Here is a 19,844-nt window from a genome sequence, read left to right on the forward strand (position 1 = left end):
GCGATCGCTGCATCGCTTCGACTCGCCCTGGAGGGCTCGCTTCGCGATCAGGGTCTCGCTGGCGCTCGCCCCTGCCTTCGGTCGCGATCGCAACGCCCGGGCGCCGTCCGGGGCTGGGGGCAACGGGCTGAGGAGAGTGCGACTGTGTTCATTGGCAAGCACGAGCTGCGCTCCTCGCCTAATGGCGGCTCGTCGCTTGTCGCGCCTGCGGCGATCGCTGCATCGCTCCGACTCGCCCAGGGGCTCGCTCCGCGATCAGATTCTTGCTTCGCTCGAATCTGCCTTCGGACGCGATCGCAGCGCTTGGAACTACGTTGTTTGCGGTGCTTCGGCGCGTTGACGTTGAGCCCTACGTCCGGTTAGCGCAGGGCGCGGGTCGGCTCGTCTTCGGTGCTGGTCCGTATGTGCCCTGTGCGTCTCAACCGACGGGCGTCCTGGTAGGGCTGCAACGCTCTAGGAGCTGCACCATGGCCGTGCGTCCTTGTCAACGTCACCGGCGCGCATCAGGCAGCCTGCGCCGTAGCCTGAAGTCGTCGAGGCATCAGAAAGGTGCGGGGCCTATGTATGACCGTACACCGGATCCGGCTGACCCCAGCCTGACCGTCGGGCAGCGGATTCGCTTCTTCCGCGAGCGTCGTGGCATGTCCCGAGAAGTGCTCGGCGGCCTGGTCGGCAAGAACGGTCGATGGATCAAGGCGATCGAGCGCGGCGAGATCGACCAGCCCAAGCTGCCCATGCTGATCAGCCTGGCCGAGGCGCTGAGGATCCGGGACGTCGGCAGGCTCGTCGGGGGACAGCCCATGCCCACGACCATGTTCAGAGGCCCTGGGCACGCGGCGTTGCCAGCGGTACGGAACGCGATCAACGCCGTGGCCGTATCGGTCGCGGGGCCGCCCGCCCCGCTGAACCACTTGCAGGCGCGGCTTGACGCGGCATGGCGTGCGCGGCACTCGGCGCCCGATCACCGTACGGTCCTGGGCGGGCTCCTCCCGGAGCTGATCCGGGACGCCAAGCACGCCGCCCGAGCATACGAGGGTGACGAACGGCGACGTGCGCTCGCCCTTCTGGCGCAGGTCTATCACCTCACGCAGTTCTTCGTGGCCTACCAGCCGTCCGCTGACCTGCTCTGGCGGGTGGTCGAGCGGTCCATGATGGCGGCCGAGGAATCCGAGGACCCCCGTTCCTTCGCCGGCGCCGTATGGCTTGCCGCCCAGGCTCACCGCGACAACGGCGACTTCGACGCCGCTGAGACGGTCAATCGTGAGGGCTTGGAAATGCTTGAGCCACACGTTGACAGCGGGGAGGACGGCTTGGTCGCGATGTGGGGGGCATTGCACCACGAAATGGCATATACCGCCGCGCGCGCCGGGGAAAAGGGCACCGCCTGGCACTGGTGGGAGAAGGCCGACGAGATCGCGCGGCGACTTCCTGACAACTACTACGAGCCGATGACCTCGTTCTCGCGGGTGATCATGGGGGCGCACGCGGTCACGGTCGCGGTCGAGCTGCGACAAGGTGGAGAGGCACGCAAGCAGGCCAGGAGATCGGAACGGGCTCCGATCCCCTCTCAACCTCGGAAGGGCCGTCATCTGATCGAGGTGGCGCGTGCCTGGCGACTGGCCGGGGATCAGTCTGCCGTGCTTGCCACGCTGGACGCCGCATACGTGTCCGCCCCAGAGACCATCCGGTACAACGGGTATGCCCGGAGAATGGTCTTGGAAGCGACGCAAGGGCCATCCGACTTGCGCCGCAGTGCTCAGGATCTGGCGGACCGCATAGGGATGCTGGTTTAGAGGGGACAGAATTCCTGTCCCTCCGGCCACGGGAGTCGCGCCAATCTTGGTCGCGTGCAGGCGACACCACTCCGCGTGCCGGTGGATGGCATCGCCCAGTTCTGCTGCTGGGCGTCCCCGGCCGAAAATGAAGACCCTGACCGCCTCAGATATGCGAGTGCGCCGTTGGATGCGGCTGTCGCCGCCCCTCGCGGGCTGGCCTGTGGCGTAGTGCGGGCGCCGGTCCTGAACGTGATCGCGATCCGTCCTGGGGCGGAGCGCGGTGGCGAGGGGCCGGCTCTCCCGTGTCCTGCGGTGGGTGGGGCCATGGTCGGGTCGTGGGCAACGGGGGCGGTCTGATGGCTGTTGCCTACGCACCCGAGATCCCGACGCTGGTTCTTCAGCCCACGGAGCGTGCTGCCGTGTCGGCTCGGCGGTTCGTTGCCGAGCGGTTCCGTGAGTGGGGGGACCGGGACGACTACGTCGGTCGTGTGGTGGTGACCGAGCTGGTGACCAATGCCTACCGGCATGGGGCGGGGTTCATCGTGGTGCGGGTGTTCCGGGACGAGCGGGATGGCCTGGCGGTGATCGAGGTCTGGGACCAGGGGGAGGGGCGGCCGGTTCTGAGGTCGGAGGACCACGAGTCGGTTTCGGGGCGGGGGCTGTTGATGATGTCCCGGCTCGTTCACGAGTGGGGCACGCGACCGACGATGGAAGGCGGAAAGATCGTTTGGGCGAAGTGCGGTCTCTGACGTGCCGGGGCGGGGTTTGGGGGGTGTGAGAGCCTTTGGGGTGGCTTGAGGAGGGGTGTTGGCGGGGCCTGGGGCGCGGCGCGGGTTGGTTCCACTGCTCGCTTTTCTCGGGGTCATGGCCTACGCGTTCGCGATGGCGGTCATCGCGCCCGCGCTGCCGCTGATCAAGGACGGGCTGGGGACGTCCGAGGCCGGGGCGGCCTGGGCGATGACGGCGATGATGCTGTCGGCCGGGGTGGCCACGCCTGTGGTGGGGCGGCTCGGGGACATGTACGGGCCACGGCCCGTGCTGCTGGTGGTCCTCGTGGTGACCGCCACGGGGATGGTGGTGGCGGCGTCGGCGGGGACGCTCGGCGTGATGCTGGTGGGGCGGGTGCTCGCCGGGGTGGGCGGGGGTGTCTTCCCGCTCGCGTTCACGATCATGCGTGAGGTGTTCCCGCCGGACCGGACGGCGTCGGCCGTGGGGTTGATGTCGTCGATGCTGGGGGCCGGGGGCGGGCTGTCGTGGTGCGTGGCCGGGCCGATCATCGATGGGCTGGGGTGGCGGTGGTTGCTGTGGGTGCCCGTGATGGGGCTCGTGCCAGGGCTGGTGGCGGCCTATTGGATCGTTCCGGACGTCGGTGGGGGGACGGTGGTGCGGATCGACTGGTGGGGTGGGGTGCTGTTCGCCGGCTGGCTCGCGATCGCGCTGGCGGCGCTCACCCAGGCGACGGCTTGGGGGTGGGGGGCGTTGGGGTTGGGGTGCCCGGCCGCTGCGCTGGCGGTCGTCTGGTTCGTTGTGGAGAGGCGGGTCGAGCGGCCGCTCGTCGACTTACGGCTGATGCGGCGGCGGGCGATCTGGACGGCGAACCTCGCTTCGCTGCTGTCGGGGTACGCGCTGCTGTCGGGCGGGCTGCTGTTCCCCTTGCTGGTGCAGCAGCCGGAGGAGAACGGGTTCGGGTTCGGGGCGACCGCGACGCAGGCGGCCTTGCTTCAGTTGCCGTCGAGCGTGGCGATGACGGTGGCGGGGCTGGTGGCGGGGATGCTTGACCGCGCGCTGGGGTCGCGGGCCATTCTGGTGGCGGGGGCGGTGCTGACCGCGTTCGGGTACGGGTTCGTGACGTTCGAGCACGAGGCGATGTGGCAGCTCTACACGGGGAGTGTCGTACGGGGGCTGGGCATCGGGCTGGCGTACGCGGCGGTGGCGAATCTGGTGGTGGCGGCGGTGCCGCCCGGGGAGACCGGGGTGGCGACCGGTGTGAACACGCTGACCCGTACGATGGGCGCCGCCTTGGGGACGCAGGTGAGCGCGGTGATCGTGGCGGCGTCGGGGGCCGCGGAGAGCGGGTTCACGCTCGGGTTCGCGGTCAGCGCGGGCGTGATGGGCGCCGTCCTGGTGATGGCTCTGCTCACCCCGGGACGCGGTCCTAAGCTGAAGGGATGCTCTTCCCAGCGGGCGTGACGGCGCTGGTGGTGGCCGCCACGGCAGTCTCGGCGGTGCGGACGCCCCCGCGGCCGTGGCCGCAGGTGCTGTTGGACTGGGCGCTGGTGCTCAGCGTGTGCGGGGCGCTCTTCCTGTGGCGGCGGTACCCGGTGGCGGCATGCGCCTACGCGTTAACGGTGTCCATGGTGTTCTACGTGCTGAGCCCTCTGGACGGGCCGCTGCTGGTCGTGGTGATGGTGCTGCTGTACGCGGTGGCCGCGGCGGGGCGTACGGTCGCGGCGGCGGCGCTGGGCGTGGCGCTGCTGGTCGAGACCGGCCTGGGGACGCTGGCGGGCAACTCGGAGTTCAACGGGATCACGATGTTCATGCTGGGCGGCTGGGTGGTGGCGATGGTGGCGCTGGGCACCGTCCGGCATGGGAGGCAGCGTTACGCGCAGGCGGCGGTGCGGCGGGTGGAGGCGGACGCGCGGCGCCGCCAGGCGGAGGAGCGGCTGCGGATCGCCCGGGAGCTGCACGACGTGGTCGGCCACCACCTGTCGATGATCAACGTGCAGGCGGGCACCGCGTTGCACCGGATCGGGCGCGACCCGGACCAGGCCGGGACCGCGCTCAAGGTGATCAAGGAGGCGAGCCGGGACACGCTGCGCGAGCTGCGGTCGACCCTGGGCGTCCTGCGTCAGGTGGACGAGGCGGAGCCGACGGCGCCGGCGAGCGGCCTGGCCCGTCTGGAGGAGCTGGAGCGGTACGCGGAGCTGGCGGCACTCAAAGTGGACGTGGTGACGGAGGGCGAGCCGCGGGAGCTGCCGGCCGGTGTCGACCTGGCGGCGTACCGGATCCTCCAGGAGTCGATCACCAATGTGACCCGGCACGCCGCCGCGCGCACGGTGCGGGTGACGATCGCCTACGAGACGGGCGGGCTGCGCCTTGAGGTCGAGGACGACGGGCGCGGCGCGGAGGCCACGTCCCACGGTGGCGGGGACGGGATCCGGGGCATGCGGGAACGCGCGCGGGCGCTGGGCGGGGACCTGGCGGCCGGGCCCATGCCGGGCGGCGGCTTCCGGGTGCGGGCGCGGCTGCCCTATGGTGCCGCCCCATGATCCGTGTCCTGCTCGCCGAGGACCAGGCGCTGGTGCGCGCCGGGTTCCGCGCCCTGCTCGACGACGAGGACGACATCGCCGTGGTCGGAGAGGTCGCGGACGGGGCGGCGGCGGTGGAGGCGGCGCGGGCGGAGCGTCCCGACGTGGTGCTCATGGACATCCGGATGCCGGGGATGAACGGACTCGACGCCGCCCGGCGGATCGTCGTCGAGCTGCCCGCGGTCCGCGTCGTCATCCTCACCACCTTCGACATGGACGAGTTCGTGTACGGGGCGATGCGCGCGGGGGTCGCGGGCTTCCTGGTGAAGGACACCGACCCGGAGGACCTGATCCGGGCGGTGCGGGTCGCGGCCCGCGGCGACGCGCTGATCAGCCCGTCGGTGACCCGGCGGCTGATCGCCCAGTACGCGGGGCGGGCGCCGCGTCCCGCCGCCGACCCCCGGGTGAACACGCTGACGCCGCGCGAACGGGAGCTGGTGACGCTGGTCGCGGAGGGCCTGGCGAACGACGAGATCGCGGAGCGGCTGTCGCTCAGCGAGGCCACCGTCCGCAGCGCCGTCAGCCGCGTCACGTCGAAGCTGGGCGTGCGGAACCGGGCGGGCCTGGTGGTGTTCGCGTACGAGAGTGCCCTGGTGGGGCCGGGGTGGGCGCAACACGAGGCGTAGAAGCGGCACGCCGGGCGCAACAAACGCGGCGGTGATCTCGGGACTCGCGGCCGATCCGGAGCGGACCGGTCTTCGCCCACGGTGTTGGCATGGACCAGTACGCAACCGATACGAAACCCGAGATTCATACGCCTCGCCACGGACCCGGCCTGTTCGGGCGCCTCGCCGGCTGGTCGTACGGCCACCGGTGGCTGGCGCTGGGCATCTGGGTCCTGGTGCTGGTGGGGGTCACGGCGGCGTCGCAGGTGGTCGGCGCCGATTACCGCAACGACTTCTCGCTGCCGGGCACGCAGTCGCAGCGCGCCTCCGACCTGCTCGCCGAGCACGGCGCGCAGCAGGCGGGCGACAGCCTCCAGGTCGTGGTCAGGGCACGGGACGGGCTGCGCGCGCCGGCCGTCCAGCGGGACGTGCGCGCCGCCCTCGGCCGGATCGGCGGCCTGCCGAGCGTGGCCGCCGTCCGCGCCCCCTACGACGACGCCCAGGCCGTCTCCCGCGACGGGACGATCGGCTACGCCACCGTGACGCTCACGGCCAAGGCGGAGAGCGTGCCGAGGGAGGATGTGGTCCGCATCATCGACACCGCGCGGACCGCCGCGTCCCCCGGCGTCCAGGTGGAGGTCGGCGGTGACGCGGCGCGCGGCGCGGAGGAGGGGGGCGGCGGGGCCGAGGGCGCGGGCATGCTGGCCGCGCTGGTGGTCCTGGTGCTGCTGTTCGGCTCGCTGATCGCCGCCGCGCTGCCGCTGGTCACCGCGTTGTTCGCGGTGGGCTCGGCGATGGGGCTGATCGTGCTGGCCTCGCGGGTCGCGACGGTCGCCGACTTCACCCCGCCGATCATGATGCTGGTGGGGCTGGGCGTCGGCGTCGACTACGCGCTGCTGGTGTTCTACCGGTACCGGCACGAGCTGCTGGAGGGCGCACGGCCGAGGGAGGCGACGGTGCGGGCGCTGGACGCGGCGGGACGCACCGTGTTCATCGCCGCCTGCACGGTGGTCATCGCGCTGCTGGGGCTGGTCGCGCTGGGCCTCGGCTCGCTGCGGGGCGTGGCGCTCGCCGTGGCGCTGACCGTGCTGGTCACGATGCTCGCCTCGTTGCTCCTGCTGCCCGCGCTGCTGGGCGTCTTCGGCGGGCGGATCGAGCGGCAGGTCCGCAAACGGGCCGGGCGCGCGGTGGCGCGCGGACGGGAGCCGGGCGGCCGCTGGCGGCGGCTGGCCACGGCCGTGCAGCGCCGCCCCGTCGCGCCGCTGCTGGTCGCCGTGCTGGCGCTGCTCGCCCTGTCGGCTCCCGCGCTGGACATGCGCCTGGGCTTCGCCGACGCCGGGAACGACCCCGCCTCGTCCACCACCCGCAAGGCATACGACCTGCTCGCCGAGGGGTTCGGTCCCGGCTTCAACGGCCCGCTGGTCGTCGTGGCGGAGGGCGGCATGGCGGAGGGGCGCCGTATCCAGGGCGTCCTGTCGGAGACCGAGGGCGTCGCCGCGGCCACGCCGCCGATCCCGTCCCAGGACGGCCGGCTGTTCACCGTCCTGGTGTTCCCGGACTCGGCCCCGCAGGCGCCGCGGACCGCCGACCTCGTCCACACGCTGCGTGACGACGTTCTGCCTGAGGGCTACCTGGTCGGCGGTTCCACGGCCGCCGCGCAGGACTTCTCCGACAAGGTGGGCGCCCGGCTGCCGGTGTTCGTGGCGATCGTGGTGGTGCTGTCGACGCTGCTGCTCCTGGTCGCGTTCCGCTCGCTGCTGATCCCGGTCAAGGCGGCGCTGCTCAACCTGCTCAGCATCGCGGCGGCGCTCGGCGCGATCACCCTGGTGTTCCAGCACGGGTGGTTCGGGGTGCCGCAAGGCCCCATCGAGGCGTTCATCCCCGTGATGATCTTCGCGATCGTGTTCGGCCTGTCCATGGACTACGAGGTGTTCCTGCTGTCGCGGATCCACGAGGAGTGGGCGCGCACCCGGGACCCGTCCGCGGCCGTGCGGGAGGGGCTGGCCGCGACCGGCCAGGTGATCACGGCGGCCGGGCTCATCATGATCGTGGTGTTCGCCGCGTTCGTCCTGAGCCCGAGCCGGATGCTCCAGCAGTTCGGGCTGGGCCTCGCCGTGGCGATCCTGCTGGACGCCGTGGTCATCCGCTGCCTGATCGTCCCGGCCGTCATGGGACTGCTGGGCCGGCGCGCCTGGTGGCTGCCGGGGCCGCTGGGCCGCCTTCTCCCCGAGGTGTCCCTGGAGAGCCGCGCCCAGCGGGACGGGGTCATGACCGAGGCCGCCGGAACCCGTCGAACATGACGGCCAGAGCGCGGTCGCGGGTCTCCTCGTCCCACCGGCCGCGCTCGGCCGCCAGGCACGCGGCGCCCAGCGGGGCCAGCACCTCCGGCATCCCGACGTCGTCCCGGACGGCGCCGGCCGACTGGGCGCGCCTGAGCAGCGTCTCGATGGCGCCGACCATGTCGTCCCTGAGGTCGTCCGGCCCGGCCTTCACGTCGACGCCCCAGCCGGCGAGCGCGCGCAGGCGGGCGTGGACGACCGCCTCGTACAGGGCCTCCTTGGTCGGGAACTGGCGGTAGATCGTGGCCAGGCCCACGTTCGCGGGCGAGGCGCGTCCAACGGCGGCCTGAGCGGGGCCGAGGCCCGGACATGGCCGGGAACGCCCGCGGGGCCCCGCGCGCCGGTGTGCGCGGGGCCCCGCGGTCTGGCCTGAAGAAGGCCGACCGGAACGGTCCGATCGGCCCTGGCCGGGGGGAATGGGGGGTCAGAAGGACTCGACGGCGCGGCGCGCCTCGGGGTCCAGGACGCCCCAGGTGATGAGCTCTTCGGTGAGCTCGGTCGGGGACTTGTCATAGATGACCGCGAGCGAGCGCAGGTCCTCCTGGCGGATGGACAGAACCTTTCCGTTGTAGTCGCCCCGCTGGCTCTGGATCGTCGCGGCGTAGCGGGCGAGGGGACCGGCCTTGTCCTTCGGAAGCTGCTGGAGCCGCTCGAGGTCGATCACGAGTTTCGGCGTTGGCCCGAGCGGGCTCGGCGCGGCACCGCCGGGCAGCAACTCGGAGACCGGCACGCCATAGAAATCGGCGAGTTCGGCCAGCTTCTGAACGGTGACGGCGCGGTCGCCCCGCTCGTACGAACCCACGACAACGGCCTTCCAGCGGCCACGGGACTTCTCTTCCACACCGTGCAGGGACAGTCCTTGCTGGGTGCGGATGGCGCGCAGTCGCGCACCGAGAGCCTTTGCGTATTCAGACGGCATTTGCGGCCCCCAGGCTCACTTTCGGTTGTCGTCGGGCCCCGGGCGGTGCCCAGGGGGAGCCAGCTCTTTTCAGCCTGTGACGGCCTCGAAGTACTGTCTCCAGGGATGGTTACGGACAGTGACGGTAAAACGGCGGCGGCCCCAGGTCAAGCTGATTGGAAAAAAGCGGTCGAATCCGCAGGTCTCCCTTCGGTCCGTCCGGATCGCGGCGAAGCTCCCCCGGGCGCGCCCCGCCCCGGCGCCTCCGAGCCTTCCCGCGCGGCGGCGGGACACGCCGTGGCGGCGCCCGGGATGCACTCCAAGTGAACCCTATGTGACCACTCTCACCAGGCAAGACGCCGCAAGGCCCGGTGAAGGGCAGGGATCGCGGACTGCTACCGTGAGTGCGACACAACGTCCTTTAATGCCCGTCCCGTGAGGCGGGAAAGGAGGTTCCGGCGGTGAATGCTGCCTCCAGACCGGAGCGGCCCCCCGAAACGGGGACCGAGACCGCGCCCGTGACGCCCCCGGGCGCCGGCCACAAATCGGTTCTCGAAGGCCCCGACATCCGGCGCGCGCTCACCCGCATCGCGCACGAGATCCTCGAACGCACCAAGGGCGGCGGCGACGTCGTCCTGCTGGGCATCCAGACCCGCGGCGTCACGCTGGCCCGCAGGCTGGCCGCCAAGCTGGAGGAGGTCGAGGGGCGCCGCGTGCCGTGGGGCTCGCTCGACGTGACCATGTACCGCGACGATCTGCGGTTGAAGCCCGCCCGCGCGCTGGGCCGCACCGAGATGCCGCCCGAGGGCGTGGACGACCGGATCGTGGTGCTGGTCGACGACGTGCTGTTCTCCGGCCGCACCGTGCGGGCCGCGCTGGACGCCCTGAACGACCTGGGCAGGCCGCGCGCCGTCCAGCTCGCCGTCCTGGTCGACCGCGGCCACCGCGAGCTGCCGATCCGCGCCGACTACGTGGGCAAGAACCTGCCCACGTCCAAGCGGGAGACCGTGAAGGTGCTGCTGACCGAGAACGACGACCGCGACGCCGTCACGCTCGGGCCCGCCCATAGCGGGGGGCCGTCCACCCGGAGCGACGGGAGGGGGCGCCGATGAACCGGCATCTGATCTCGGCCGCCGACCTGAGCAGGGACGACGCCCTGCTGGTCCTGGACACCGCCGAGGAGCTGGCGCAGGTCTCGGGGCGGTCCACCATCAAGAAGCTGCCGACGCTGCGCGGCCGCACCGTGGTGAACCTGTTCTTCGAGGACTCCACCAGGACCCGGATCTCCTTCGAGGCGGCGGCCAAGCGGCTGTCCGCCGACGTGATCAACTTCTCCGCGAAGGGGTCGAGCGTGTCCAAGGGCGAGAGCCTGAAGGACACCGCGCTCACCCTGGAGGCGATGGGCGCCGACGGCGTGGTCATCCGGCACGGCGCGTCCGGCGCGCCGCACCGGCTGGCGGGCTGGGTGCGCGGCAGCGTGGTCAACGCCGGCGACGGCACGCACGAGCACCCCACGCAGGCGCTGCTCGACGCGTTCACCATGCGGCGCCGCCTGGGCGCCCTGGAGGGCCGCAAGGTCACGATCGTGGGGGACGTGCTGCACAGCCGGGTGGCGCGCTCCAACGTGCTGCTGCTGCACACCCTCGGCGCCGACGTCACCCTGGTCGCCCCGCCGACGCTGCTGCCGGTCGCGGTCGGCTCCTGGCCGTGCGCCGTGTCGTACGACCTGGACGCGGTGCTGCCCAAGAGCGACGTGGTGATGATGCTGCGCGTCCAGGCGGAGCGGATGAACGCCGCCTACTTCCCGACCGTCCGCGAGTACAGCCGCCGCTACGGGCTGGACGGCGACCGCATGGCGCAGCTCCCCGAGCACGCCATCGTCATGCACCCCGGGCCGATGAACCGCGGCGTCGAGATCGCCGCCGAGGTCGCCGACTCGGTCAGGTCCACCATCGTCGAGCAGGTCGCCAACGGCGTCTTCGCCCGCATGGCCGTCCTCTACCTCCTCCTCGGAGGCTCGGAACCCGCGATCGGCAAGGAGGCCGCCCGATGACCGCCCGCTTTCTCCTCAAGGACGCCCGCATCCTCGGCGGCGAGCCGCGGGACCTGCTCGTCCGGGACGGGCGGATCGCCGAGACCGGCCGGAACCTGGACGCGGCCGGGGCGGAGGTCGTCCAGGCCGACGGGCTGATCGCGCTGCCCGGCCTGGTCGACCTGCACACCCACCTGCGCGAGCCGGGGCGGGAGGACGCCGAGACCGTCGAGTCGGGCACCCGCGCCGCCGCGATGGGCGGGTTCACCGCCGTGCACGCGATGGCCAACACCGACCCCGTCGCCGACACCGCGGGCGTGGTCGAGCAGGTGTGGCGGCTAGGACGCGAGGCCGGGTACTGCGACGTGCGGCCGGTCGGCGCGGTCACCCGGGGCATCAAGGGCGAGCAGCTCGCCGAGCTGGGCGCGATGGCCGACTCGCCCGCGGGGGTGCGGGTGTTCTCCGACGACGGCCACTGCGTCGCGGACGCGGTGATCATGCGCCGGGCGCTGGAGTACGTGAAGGCGTTCGACGGCGTGGTGGCCCAGCACGCGCAGGAGCCGCGGCTGACCGAGGGCGCGCAGATGAACGAGGGCGAGGTGTCGGCCAGGCTCGGCCTGGGCGGCTGGCCCGCGGCGGCCGAGGAGGCGATCATCGCGCGGGACGTGCTGCTGGCCCAGCACGTCGGGTCCCGCCTGCACGTCTGCCATGTGTCCACGGCCGGCTCGGTGGAGATCATCCGCTGGGCCAAGAGCAAGGGCTGGCAGGTCACCGCCGAGGTGACCCCGCACCACCTCCTGCTGACCGACGCCCGCGCGGAGAGCTACGACCCCATCTACAAGGTCAACCCGCCGCTGCGCACCGCCGAGGACGTGACCGCCCTCCGCGACGCGCTGGCCGACGGCACCATCGACTGCGTCGCCACCGACCACGCCCCGCACCCGGTCGAGGCCAAGGAGACCGAGTGGGCGGTGGCAGCCATGGGCATGATCGGCCTGGAGACGGCGCTGTCGGTGGTGCAGGAGGCGATGGTCGCCACCGGCCTGCTCGACTGGGCCGGGGTCGCCGACCGCATGTCCTCCCGCCCGGCCGGCATCGGGCGGCTGTCCGGCCAGGGCCGTCCGCTGGAACCCGGCGAGCCCGCCAACATCACCCTGTACGACCCGTCGCCGCGCCGCGCCGTCGACCCGATGGGCATGACCTCGAAGAGCCGCAACACCCCGTACGCCGGGATGGAACTGCCCGGCCGCGTCGTGGCCACGTTCCTGCGCGGCAGGCCCACCGTCCTGGAAGGAAAGCTTCAGTGAACGTCGTGAGCGATCGGCCGAGCGCCGGCGAGCGGAACGCGCCGGTGAGCACGGCGGTTCTCATCCTCGAAGACGGGCGGGTGTTCCGCGGCGCCGCGTACGGGGCCGAGGGCGAGACCTTCGGGGAGATGGTGTTCAACACCGGGATGACCGGCTACCAGGAGACCCTGACCGACCCCTCGTACGCCCGGCAGATCGTGGCGATGACCGCCCCGCACATCGGCAACACCGGTGTGAACGAGGAGGACCCCGAGTCGCGCCGCATCCAGGTCGCCGGATACGTGGTGCGCGAGCCCGCGCGCGTGGCGTCGAGCTGGCGCGCGACCGGCTCGCTGGGGTCGGCGCTGCGCGAGCAGGGCGTCGTGGGCATCGCGATCACCGGCACCCGGGCGCTCACCCGGCACCTGCGCGACCGCGGCGCGATGCGCGCCGGGATCTTCAGCGGCCCCGCCGCCGCGGCTCCCGAGCGGGAGCTCCTGGAGAAGGTGCTGGCCAGCCCGTCGATGGAGGGCGCCGACCTGGCCCGGGACGTGTCCACCCCGGAGCCGTACGTGGTCAGGGCCCACGGCGAGAAGCGGTTCACGGTCGCGGCCGTCGACCTGGGCATCAAGTCGATGACCCCGTACCGGATGGCGCAGCGGGGCTGCGAGGTGCACGTGCTGCCCGCGACCAGCACGGCCGCCGACATCCTGGACCTGGGACCGGACGGGGTGTTCTTCTCCAACGGCCCCGGCGACCCGGCCGTCGCCGACTACGCGGTGGACGCGCTGCGCGGGGTCCTGGACGCCGGCACGCCGTTCTTCGGGATCTGCTTCGGCAACCAGATCTTCGGGCGCGCGCTCGGCCTGGGCACCTACAAGCTGAGGTTCGGGCACCGCGGCATCAACCAGCCCGTCAAGGACCGCACGACCGGCAAGGTCGACGTGTCCGCGCACAACCACGGGTTCGCGGTGGACGCGCCCACCGACGGGCCGTTCGACACCCCGTACGGGCGGGCCGAGGTCAGCCACGTCAATCTGAACGACGGCTGCGTCGAGGGGCTGCGGCTGCTCGACCGCCCGGCGTTCAGCGTCCAGTACCACCCTGAGGCCGCGGCGGGACCGCACGACGCCTCCGGGCTGTTCGACCGTTTCTGCGACCTCATGCAGGGAAAGGGGCCGCGGTAATGCCCCGCCGCCGGGATCTGGAGTCCGTGCTGGTGATCGGCTCCGGGCCGATCGTGATCGGCCAGGCGTGCGAGTTCGACTACTCGGGCACCCAGGCGTGCCGGGTGCTCAAGGCCGAGGGCCTGCGGGTGGTGCTGGTCAACAGCAACCCCGCGACGATCATGACCGATCCGGAGTTCGCCGACGCCACCTATGTCGAGCCGATCACCCCGGAGGTGGTCGAGAAGATCATCGCCAAGGAGCGGCCGGACGCGCTGCTGCCCACGCTGGGCGGGCAGACCGCGCTGAACACCGCGATCGTCCTGTACGAGAGCGGCGTGCTGGAGCGGTACGGCGTCGAGCTGATCGGCGCCGACGTCGAGGCGATCCAGGCCGGGGAGAACCGGGAGCGGTTCAAGGAGGTCGTCGCCAAGGTCGCCGCCGAGCACGGCCTGAACGCCGAGTCCGCGCGCTCGCGCATCTGCCACTCGATGGACGAGGTGCTGGAGGCCGCCGCCGAGCTGGGCTACCCGGTCGTGGTGCGGCCCTCGTTCACGATGGGCGGCGCCGGGTCCGGGTTCGCCCACGACGAGGACGCCCTGCGCCGCATCGCGGGCGCCGGGCTGGACGCGTCCCCGACCGGCGAGGTGCTCCTGGAGGAGTCGATCCTCGGCTGGAAGGAGTACGAGCTGGAGGTCATGCGCGACCGCGCCGACAACGTGGTGATCGTCTGCTCCATCGAGAACCTGGACCCGATGGGGGTGCACACCGGCGACTCGATCACCGTGGCCCCGGCGATGACGCTGACCGACCGCGAGTACCAGAACATGCGGGACGTGGCCATCGCGGTGATCCGCGAGGTCGGGGTGGACACCGGCGGCTGCAACATCCAGTTCGCCGTGCAGCCCGGCACCGGCCGCATGATCGTGATCGAGATGAACCCGCGGGTGTCGCGCTCGTCGGCGCTGGCGTCCAAGGCGACCGGCTTCCCGATCGCCAAGATCGCGGCGAGGCTGGCGGTCGGCTACACCCTCGACGAGATCCCCAACGACATCACCGCCGAGACCCCGGCGTCGTTCGAGCCGACCCTCGACTACGTGGTGGTCAAGGTGCCGAGGTTCGCGTTCGAGAAGTTCCCCGGCGCCGACCCCACCCTCACCACCCACATGAAGTCGGTGGGCGAGGCCATGGCGATCGGCCGCAACTTCACCGAGGCCCTGCAGAAGGCGCTGCGCTCGCTGGAGCAGAAGGGCTCCTCCTTCTCCTGGAAGGGCGGCTCCGGCGACAAGGCCACCTGGCTGGAACGGGCGCGCAGGCCCCACGACGGCCGGATCCGCGCCGTCCAGCGGGCCCTGTGGGCGGGCGCGTCCGTCCAGGAGGCGTACGAGGCCACCGGCATCGACCCGTGGTTCCTCGACCAGATCGTCGCGATCAACGAGATCGCCGAGGAGATCCGCACCGCCGACGACGCCCTCACCCGCGACAAGCTGCTGCGCGCCAAGCGGCACGGCTTCTCCGACGCCCAGATCGGCGAGCTGCGCGGCCTGTCCGAAGAGGTGGTCCGGGAGCTGCGGCACGCGCTCGGCATCCGCCCGGTGTACCTCACCGTCGACACGTGCGCCGCCGAGTTCGAGGCCCGCACGCCCTACCTGTACTCGGCCTACGACGAGGAGACCGAGGTCCCGTACGGCACCCGGCCCAAGGTGATCATCCTGGGGTCCGGGCCGAACCGGATCGGGCAGGGCGTGGAGTTCGACTACTCCTGCGTGCACGCCTCCTTCACCCTCGCCGAGGCGGGCTACGAGACCGTCATGGTCAACTGCAACCCCGAGACGGTGTCCACCGACTACGACACCTCGGACCGGTTGTACTTCGAGCCGCTGACCCTGGAGGACGTGCTGGAGGTGGTGCACGCCGAGCAGCGCACCGGCGAGGTCGCCGGGGTGATCGTCCAGCTCGGCGGGCAGACCCCTCTCGGCCTGGCCCAGAAGCTCAAGGACGCGGGCGTCCCCATCGTCGGCACGTCCCCCGAGAGCATCCACCTGGCCGAGGAGCGCGGCGCGTTCGGGCGGGTCCTGCACCGCGCCGGCCTGCTCGCGCCCAAGCACGGCACCGCCACCACCTACGAGGAGGCCCGCGAGATCGCCGCCGAGGTCGGCTACCCGGTGCTGGTACGGCCCTCCTACGTGCTGGGCGGGCGCGGCATGGAGATCGTGTACGACGACGCCACGCTGGAGTCGTACATGGCCAAGGCCACGGTCGCGCTGGGCACGGGCGCGCTGCCCGAGCACCCGGTGCTGATCGACCGGTTCCTGGACGAGGCCATCGAGATCGACGTGGACGCGATCTTCGACGGCGAGGAGCTGTACCTGGGCGGCGTCATGGAGCACATCGAGGAGGCCGGGATCCACTCCGGCGACTCGGCGTGCGCGCTGCCGCCGATCACCCTCGGGCGCGAGGACGTGCGCCGCATCCGCGAGTCCACCGAGGCGCTGGCGCGCGGCATCGGCGTGCGCGGCCTCATGAACGTCCAGTACGCCCTCTCGGCGGGCGTCCTGTACGTGCTGGAGGCCAACCCGCGCGCGTCCCGCACCGTCCCGTTCGTCTCCAAGGCGACGGCCGTCCCGCTGGCGAAGGCCGCGGCCCGCGTGATGATGGGCGCGACGATCGCCGAGCTGCGCGCGGAGGGCCTGCTGCCGGAGACCGGCGACGGCGGGTCGCTGCCGCTGGACGCGCCGATCGCGGTCAAGGAGGCGGTGCTGCCCTTCGACCGGTTCCGCAACGCCGAGGGCCACGGCGTCGACACCGTCCTCGGGCCGGAGATGCGCTCGACGGGCGAGGTCATGGGCATCGACGAGGTGTTCGGCACCGCCTACGCCAAGTCACAGCAGGGTGCCTACGGCGCGTCGCTGCCCACGAAGGGCCGCGCGTTCGTCTCGGTGGCGAACCGCGACAAACGGCACATGGTGTTCCCCGTCAAGCGGCTGGCTGACCTGGGCTTTGAGATTCTTGCCACGGAGGGGACCGCGGAGGTCCTGCGCCGCAACGGCGTGCATGCCAAGATCGTGCGCAAGCACAGCGACGGTCCTGGACCCGACGGCGAACCCACCATCGTGCGGCGCGTCCTCGACGGCGAGGTGGACCTCATCGTCAATACTCCGTTCGGCAGCCCCGGCCAATCCGGGCCACGGCTGGACGGCTACGAGATCCGCACGGCGGCGGTGCTGCGCGGTGTCCCGTGCGTGACCACCGTCCAGGGCCTGGCCGCGGCCGTCCAGGGCGTGGAGGCCATCACCGGCGGCCACGTCGGCGTCCGTTCGCTGCAGGAACATGCCGAGCGCCTGCGCGACGCGCACGGCCGAGGAGGAGCTGATGTCACCCGGGCGTAGGCAAGAGGCCCGCCAGGACCAGGACCCCCCGCCCAAGGGGGCGAAGCCCCAAGGGGGGCAAGGGGGCGAAGCCCCCCATGGCGGCGGGGCCCCTGACCGGGGTGCGGGGCGGAGCCTCGCCGGGCCGGCCACGCCGAAACGGGCGACGACCGAAAGCGTGCCCGACTTGCGCGGGGGGCGTGGGGGGTCGCCCCCTCACAAGGAACGCGAGACCCTGCAAACGACGGCCACCGTCCTGACCGTCCGCCAGGTGCAGGACTACCACGCCCTGACGCTGGTGGCTCCGGCGATCGCCGAGCGGTTCCGGCCGGGGCAGTTCGTGGCGCTGGCCGTGGGCGGTGAGCACACCGGCCGCCTGGTCCGCCGGTGTTTCGGGGTGTACGAGGTCAAGTCCGACTACGGCGGCACGGTGGAGCTGGTGTTCGCCGACCGTGAGCCGGGCACGGCGTGGCTGGCGGGCCGCCGCTCCCGCGACCAGCTCGACCTGGTCGGCCCGCTGGGGCGCCCGTTCCGGCTGCCCAGGGATCCCGTGAGCTGCCTGCTGGCCGGTGGCGGGCCCGGGGGCGCGGCCCTGTTCGCGCTGGCCGACACGCTGCACCGGCGGGGCTGCCGGGTGCATTTCCTGCTGGGCGGCCCCTCCGCCCGGCAGGTCTTCGGCTCCCGCATGGCGCAGCGCATCGGCGACTCCGCCACGATCACCACCGAGGACGGCTCGCTGGGAGAGAAGGCGACCGTCCGCGACGTCATGCCCAGGGTCATCGAGGAGACCGGAGCCGACGTCGTGTACGCGTGCGGCCCCACCCCCTTGCTGCGTTCGGTGACCCAGGTGGCGTCGGAGCACGGCCTGCCCTCGCAGGTCTCGGTGGAGTCGTTCCTTCAGGAGACAGGAGCGTGCGGCATCGGTGTGTGCATGACGTGCATACTCCCGATGCACGGCGACGACGGCCTGACCCGCATGGTCCGGGCCTGCGCGGACGGCCCCGTCCTGCGCGGCGACCGCGTCCGCTGGGGCGACCTGGGGACGATCCCGTTCGACGCCTTGGGTGCCCCCCGCGTCCTCACGGAAGGAGGCCCGCGGTGAGCGCCGACCTGGCGACACGGCTGGGGGACCTGGAACTGCCCAACCCTGTGCTCACCGCGTCCGGGTGCGGCGGTACGGGACGCGAGCTGGCCCAGTTCTTCGACCTCGGCCGGCTTGGGGCGTTCACCTCGACCTCGGTGATGATGCAGCCGCGGGCGGGCCGTCCCACGCCGCGCATGGCCGAGACGCCCAGCGGCCTGCTGACCGCCATGGGGCTGCCGGGTCCGGGCATCGAGGGCTTCCTGGAGCACGACCTTCCCTGGCTGGCCGAGCGGGGCGTGCGGACGATCGTGTCGGTCGCGGGCAACAGCGTGGAGGAGTTCGGGGACCTGTCGCGGCGGCTGCGGTCCATCCCCGGCATCGCCGCGATCGAGGTGAACGTGGCCTGTCCCAACGTCGAGGACCGTGGCCGCATGTTCGCCTGGCATCCCTCCCCGGCCGCCGCGGTGGTGAGGGCGGTGAAGGCGCACGCCCGTCCCGGCGTCCCGGTCATGGCCAAACTGGCGCCGGACGTGACCGACATCGTCACCATCGCGCTGGCGTGCGTGGACGCGGGCGCCGACGGCCTCACCCTGATCAACACCATGGAGGGCATGGCGATCGACACCGGGACGCTGCGGCCCGCCCTCACCGGCGTGTCCGGGGGCCTGTCGGGGCCGGCGCTGCGCCCCGTCGCGATCCGTTGCGTCTACCAGGTGCATGCCGCGCTGCCCCGCGTCCCCATCATCGGCGTGGGCGGGGTGAGCTCCGGCCGGGACGCTCTGGAGTTCGTCCTGGCGGGCGCGTCCGCGGTCGCCGTGGGCACCACCCTGTTCCACGACCCGATGGCCGTCCCGAGGATCCTGCGGGAGCTTGAGGAGGCCCTGGGCGCCTGCGGGATCGCCCGTGTCGCCGATGCCGTGGGCTTGGCCCACAAACCCGCCGGGTACGTACCACCGCAGGTCCGGCCCGAGCCCGCCCCCGCCCCCGCGGCTCAGGCGCCCGACGGGGACGGGGCAAGGAACACGCCCGTGGCCGAGCCCGGGGAACTGAAGGAGAGGCTCTCGTGACCGCCGTACCCGCCCCGATCGCCGTCGCCCTTGACGCGCCCGACATCGAGACCGCCGCGCGGTGGGCCACCCTGGTCACGCCGCACGTCAGCACGGTCAAGGTGGGGCTTGAGCTGTACATGCGGTACGGGCCGGACGCGGTCGCCAGCGTCCGGGGCGCCAGCCGCGTCCAGGTGTTCCTGGACCTGAAGCTGCACGACATCCCGGCGACCGTGGCGGCCGCCGCGCGCGCCGTGGCCCGGCTGCGGCCCGCGTACCTGACCGTGCACGCCGCGGGCGGCCCCGCGATGATCCGCGCGGCGGTGGAGGCGGCGCCGTCCACCCGCATCGCGGCGGTCACCGTGCTCACCTCGCTCGGGGACGCCGACCTCGGCGCGATCGGCCTGGCCGGTCCCGCGTCCGACGCGGTGCGCAGGCTGGCCGCCCTGGCGGTGGGCGCGGGCGCCCAGGCGCTGGTGTGCTCGCCGCGGGAGGCGGCGGCGGTGCGCGGCGAGGTGGGGCCGGACATCACGCTGATCACGCCCGGCGTGCGTCCCACGGGGGCGGCGAACCAGGACCAGGCGCGGGTGGCGACACCGGAGGCGGCGCTGGAGGCCGGAGCGGACCTCCTGGTGATCGGCCGCCCCATCACGGGGGCGCCCGATCCGGGTGCCGCCGCGGCCGCCATCGCCGCCGCGCTCCGCCGGTCCTATGCGGACGCGTCCTAGCGGCACCGGTTACGCGCGTCCGTAAAGCGTGATTAAGGGCCGTCAGGTGACGAGAGTCACGTTACGGCGAGTAGGGCGCCCGCACGGCCCTCCCCGGCCCCTCCCTGGCTCCTCCCCAGGTCCTCGGTAGACTGCGGACGGTGACGGCCCGCTCACGGGTGGATGATCGGCGAGTCCGGATGGGTGGGGGTTGCGGGGAGGGGAGTGAC

Annotated in this window: 16 protein-coding genes; 14 read left to right on the forward strand and 2 right to left on the reverse strand. The window is 72.4% G+C overall.

All coding sequences use genetic code 11. The features are described 5' to 3' along the window. Positions 1–560: 560 nt before the first annotated feature. From ACGWYJ_RS11760 to ACGWYJ_RS11785, 6 genes are all read left to right on the forward strand, one after another. Entirely contained in the window at positions 561–1,793 is a 1,233-nt protein-coding gene (locus ACGWYJ_RS11760) for a helix-turn-helix domain-containing protein (protein ID WP_395105930.1), read from the forward strand. A gap of 338 nt (positions 1,794–2,131) precedes the next feature. Beyond that, positions 2,132–2,524 (forward strand): ATP-binding protein, encoded by a 393-nt coding sequence (locus ACGWYJ_RS11765; protein ID WP_395105931.1) that lies wholly within the window; start codon positions 2,132–2,134, stop codon positions 2,522–2,524. Between the two features lie 115 nt (positions 2,525–2,639). Further along, on the forward strand, positions 2,640–3,965 hold the full coding sequence (locus ACGWYJ_RS11770; RefSeq protein WP_395105932.1) for an MFS transporter: 1,326 nt from the start codon (positions 2,640–2,642) through the stop codon (positions 3,963–3,965). Next, positions 3,944–5,044: a sensor histidine kinase gene (locus ACGWYJ_RS11775; RefSeq protein WP_395105934.1), complete on the forward strand. Its 1,101-nt coding sequence runs from the start codon at positions 3,944–3,946 to the stop codon at positions 5,042–5,044. The genes ACGWYJ_RS11770 and ACGWYJ_RS11775 overlap by 22 nt, the downstream gene beginning before the upstream one ends. After that, positions 5,041–5,709: a response regulator gene (locus ACGWYJ_RS11780; RefSeq protein WP_395105935.1), complete on the forward strand. Its 669-nt coding sequence runs from the start codon at positions 5,041–5,043 to the stop codon at positions 5,707–5,709. Before ACGWYJ_RS11775 ends, ACGWYJ_RS11780 begins: the two co-directional genes overlap by 4 nt. Before the next feature lie 89 nt (positions 5,710–5,798). Beyond that, positions 5,799–7,988, forward strand: coding sequence for an MMPL family transporter (locus tag ACGWYJ_RS11785; protein WP_395105936.1), 2,190 nt, complete (start codon positions 5,799–5,801; stop codon positions 7,986–7,988). Here ACGWYJ_RS11785 and ACGWYJ_RS11790 read toward each other — a convergent pair. Continuing rightward, on the reverse strand, positions 7,954–8,283 hold the full coding sequence (locus ACGWYJ_RS11790; protein WP_395105937.1) for a hypothetical protein: 330 nt from the start codon (positions 8,281–8,283) through the stop codon (positions 7,954–7,956). The two genes, ACGWYJ_RS11785 and ACGWYJ_RS11790, sit on opposite strands and share 35 nt — an antisense overlap. 168 nt (positions 8,284–8,451) lie before the next feature. Then, a complete protein-coding gene (locus tag ACGWYJ_RS11795; RefSeq protein ID WP_030145002.1) occupies positions 8,452–8,946 on the reverse strand; it encodes a transcriptional regulator in 495 nt (164 codons plus the stop codon). Positions 8,947–9,443: 497 nt separating this feature from the next. Here ACGWYJ_RS11795 and pyrR point away from each other — a divergent pair, with 497 nt between their 5' ends. From pyrR to pyrF, 8 genes are all read left to right on the forward strand, one after another. Next, complete coding sequence (gene pyrR / locus ACGWYJ_RS11800; protein ID WP_395105938.1) at positions 9,444–10,037, forward strand: bifunctional pyr operon transcriptional regulator/uracil phosphoribosyltransferase PyrR; 594 nt, start codon at positions 9,444–9,446, stop codon at positions 10,035–10,037. Continuing rightward, positions 10,034–10,978, forward strand: a complete 945-nt coding sequence (locus ACGWYJ_RS11805) for an aspartate carbamoyltransferase catalytic subunit (RefSeq protein ID WP_395105939.1) — start codon at positions 10,034–10,036, stop codon at positions 10,976–10,978. Before pyrR ends, ACGWYJ_RS11805 begins: the two co-directional genes overlap by 4 nt. Next, positions 10,975–12,264 carry a dihydroorotase gene (locus ACGWYJ_RS11810; RefSeq protein WP_395105940.1) on the forward strand — a complete coding sequence of 430 codons (1,290 nt, stop codon included), beginning with the start codon at positions 10,975–10,977 and terminating at the stop codon, positions 12,262–12,264. Before ACGWYJ_RS11805 ends, ACGWYJ_RS11810 begins: the two co-directional genes overlap by 4 nt. 5 nt (positions 12,265–12,269) lie before the next feature. Then, positions 12,270–13,430, forward strand: a complete 1,161-nt coding sequence (carA, locus tag ACGWYJ_RS11815; protein WP_395105941.1) for a glutamine-hydrolyzing carbamoyl-phosphate synthase small subunit — start codon at positions 12,270–12,272, stop codon at positions 13,428–13,430. Next, complete coding sequence (carB, locus tag ACGWYJ_RS11820; protein WP_395105942.1) at positions 13,430–16,798, forward strand: carbamoyl-phosphate synthase large subunit; 3,369 nt, start codon at positions 13,430–13,432, stop codon at positions 16,796–16,798. The genes carA and carB overlap by 1 nt, the downstream gene beginning before the upstream one ends. Before the next feature lie 157 nt (positions 16,799–16,955). Then, entirely contained in the window at positions 16,956–17,879 is a 924-nt protein-coding gene (locus ACGWYJ_RS11825; protein ID WP_395105943.1) for a dihydroorotate dehydrogenase electron transfer subunit, read from the forward strand. Further along, the gene (locus tag ACGWYJ_RS11830) at positions 17,876–18,928 is read left to right on the forward strand and encodes a dihydroorotate dehydrogenase (protein WP_395105944.1); all 1,053 of its coding nucleotides are present in this window, start codon (positions 17,876–17,878) and stop codon (positions 18,926–18,928) included. Before ACGWYJ_RS11825 ends, ACGWYJ_RS11830 begins: the two co-directional genes overlap by 4 nt. Further along, entirely contained in the window at positions 18,925–19,635 is a 711-nt protein-coding gene (pyrF, locus tag ACGWYJ_RS11835; RefSeq protein WP_395105945.1) for an orotidine-5'-phosphate decarboxylase, read from the forward strand. Before ACGWYJ_RS11830 ends, pyrF begins: the two co-directional genes overlap by 4 nt. Positions 19,636–19,844 lie beyond the last annotated feature (209 nt).

The organism is Actinomadura sp. SCN-SB (genome assembly GCF_043906805.1).
Lineage (GTDB): Bacteria > Actinomycetota > Actinomycetes > Streptosporangiales > Streptosporangiaceae > Spirillospora.

Coding starts and splice junctions, on each gene's coding strand:
- ACGWYJ_RS11765 (WP_395105931.1), top strand. CDS start 2,132: ATGGCTGTTGCCTACGCACCCGAGATCCCGACGCTGGTTCTTCAGCCC.
- ACGWYJ_RS11760 (WP_395105930.1), top strand. CDS start 561: ATGTATGACCGTACACCGGATCCGGCTGACCCCAGCCTGACCGTCGGG.
- ACGWYJ_RS11810 (WP_395105940.1), top strand. CDS start 10,975: ATGACCGCCCGCTTTCTCCTCAAGGACGCCCGCATCCTCGGCGGCGAG.
- ACGWYJ_RS11795 (WP_030145002.1), bottom strand. CDS start 8,946: ATGCCGTCTGAATACGCAAAGGCTCTCGGTGCGCGACTGCGCGCCATC.
- ACGWYJ_RS11780 (WP_395105935.1), top strand. CDS start 5,041: ATGATCCGTGTCCTGCTCGCCGAGGACCAGGCGCTGGTGCGCGCCGGG.
- ACGWYJ_RS11775 (WP_395105934.1), top strand. CDS start 3,944: ATGCTCTTCCCAGCGGGCGTGACGGCGCTGGTGGTGGCCGCCACGGCA.
- ACGWYJ_RS11785 (WP_395105936.1), top strand. CDS start 5,799: ATGGACCAGTACGCAACCGATACGAAACCCGAGATTCATACGCCTCGC.
- ACGWYJ_RS11805 (WP_395105939.1), top strand. CDS start 10,034: ATGAACCGGCATCTGATCTCGGCCGCCGACCTGAGCAGGGACGACGCC.
- carB (WP_395105942.1), top strand. CDS start 13,430: ATGCCCCGCCGCCGGGATCTGGAGTCCGTGCTGGTGATCGGCTCCGGG.
- ACGWYJ_RS11770 (WP_395105932.1), top strand. CDS start 2,640: ATGGCCTACGCGTTCGCGATGGCGGTCATCGCGCCCGCGCTGCCGCTG.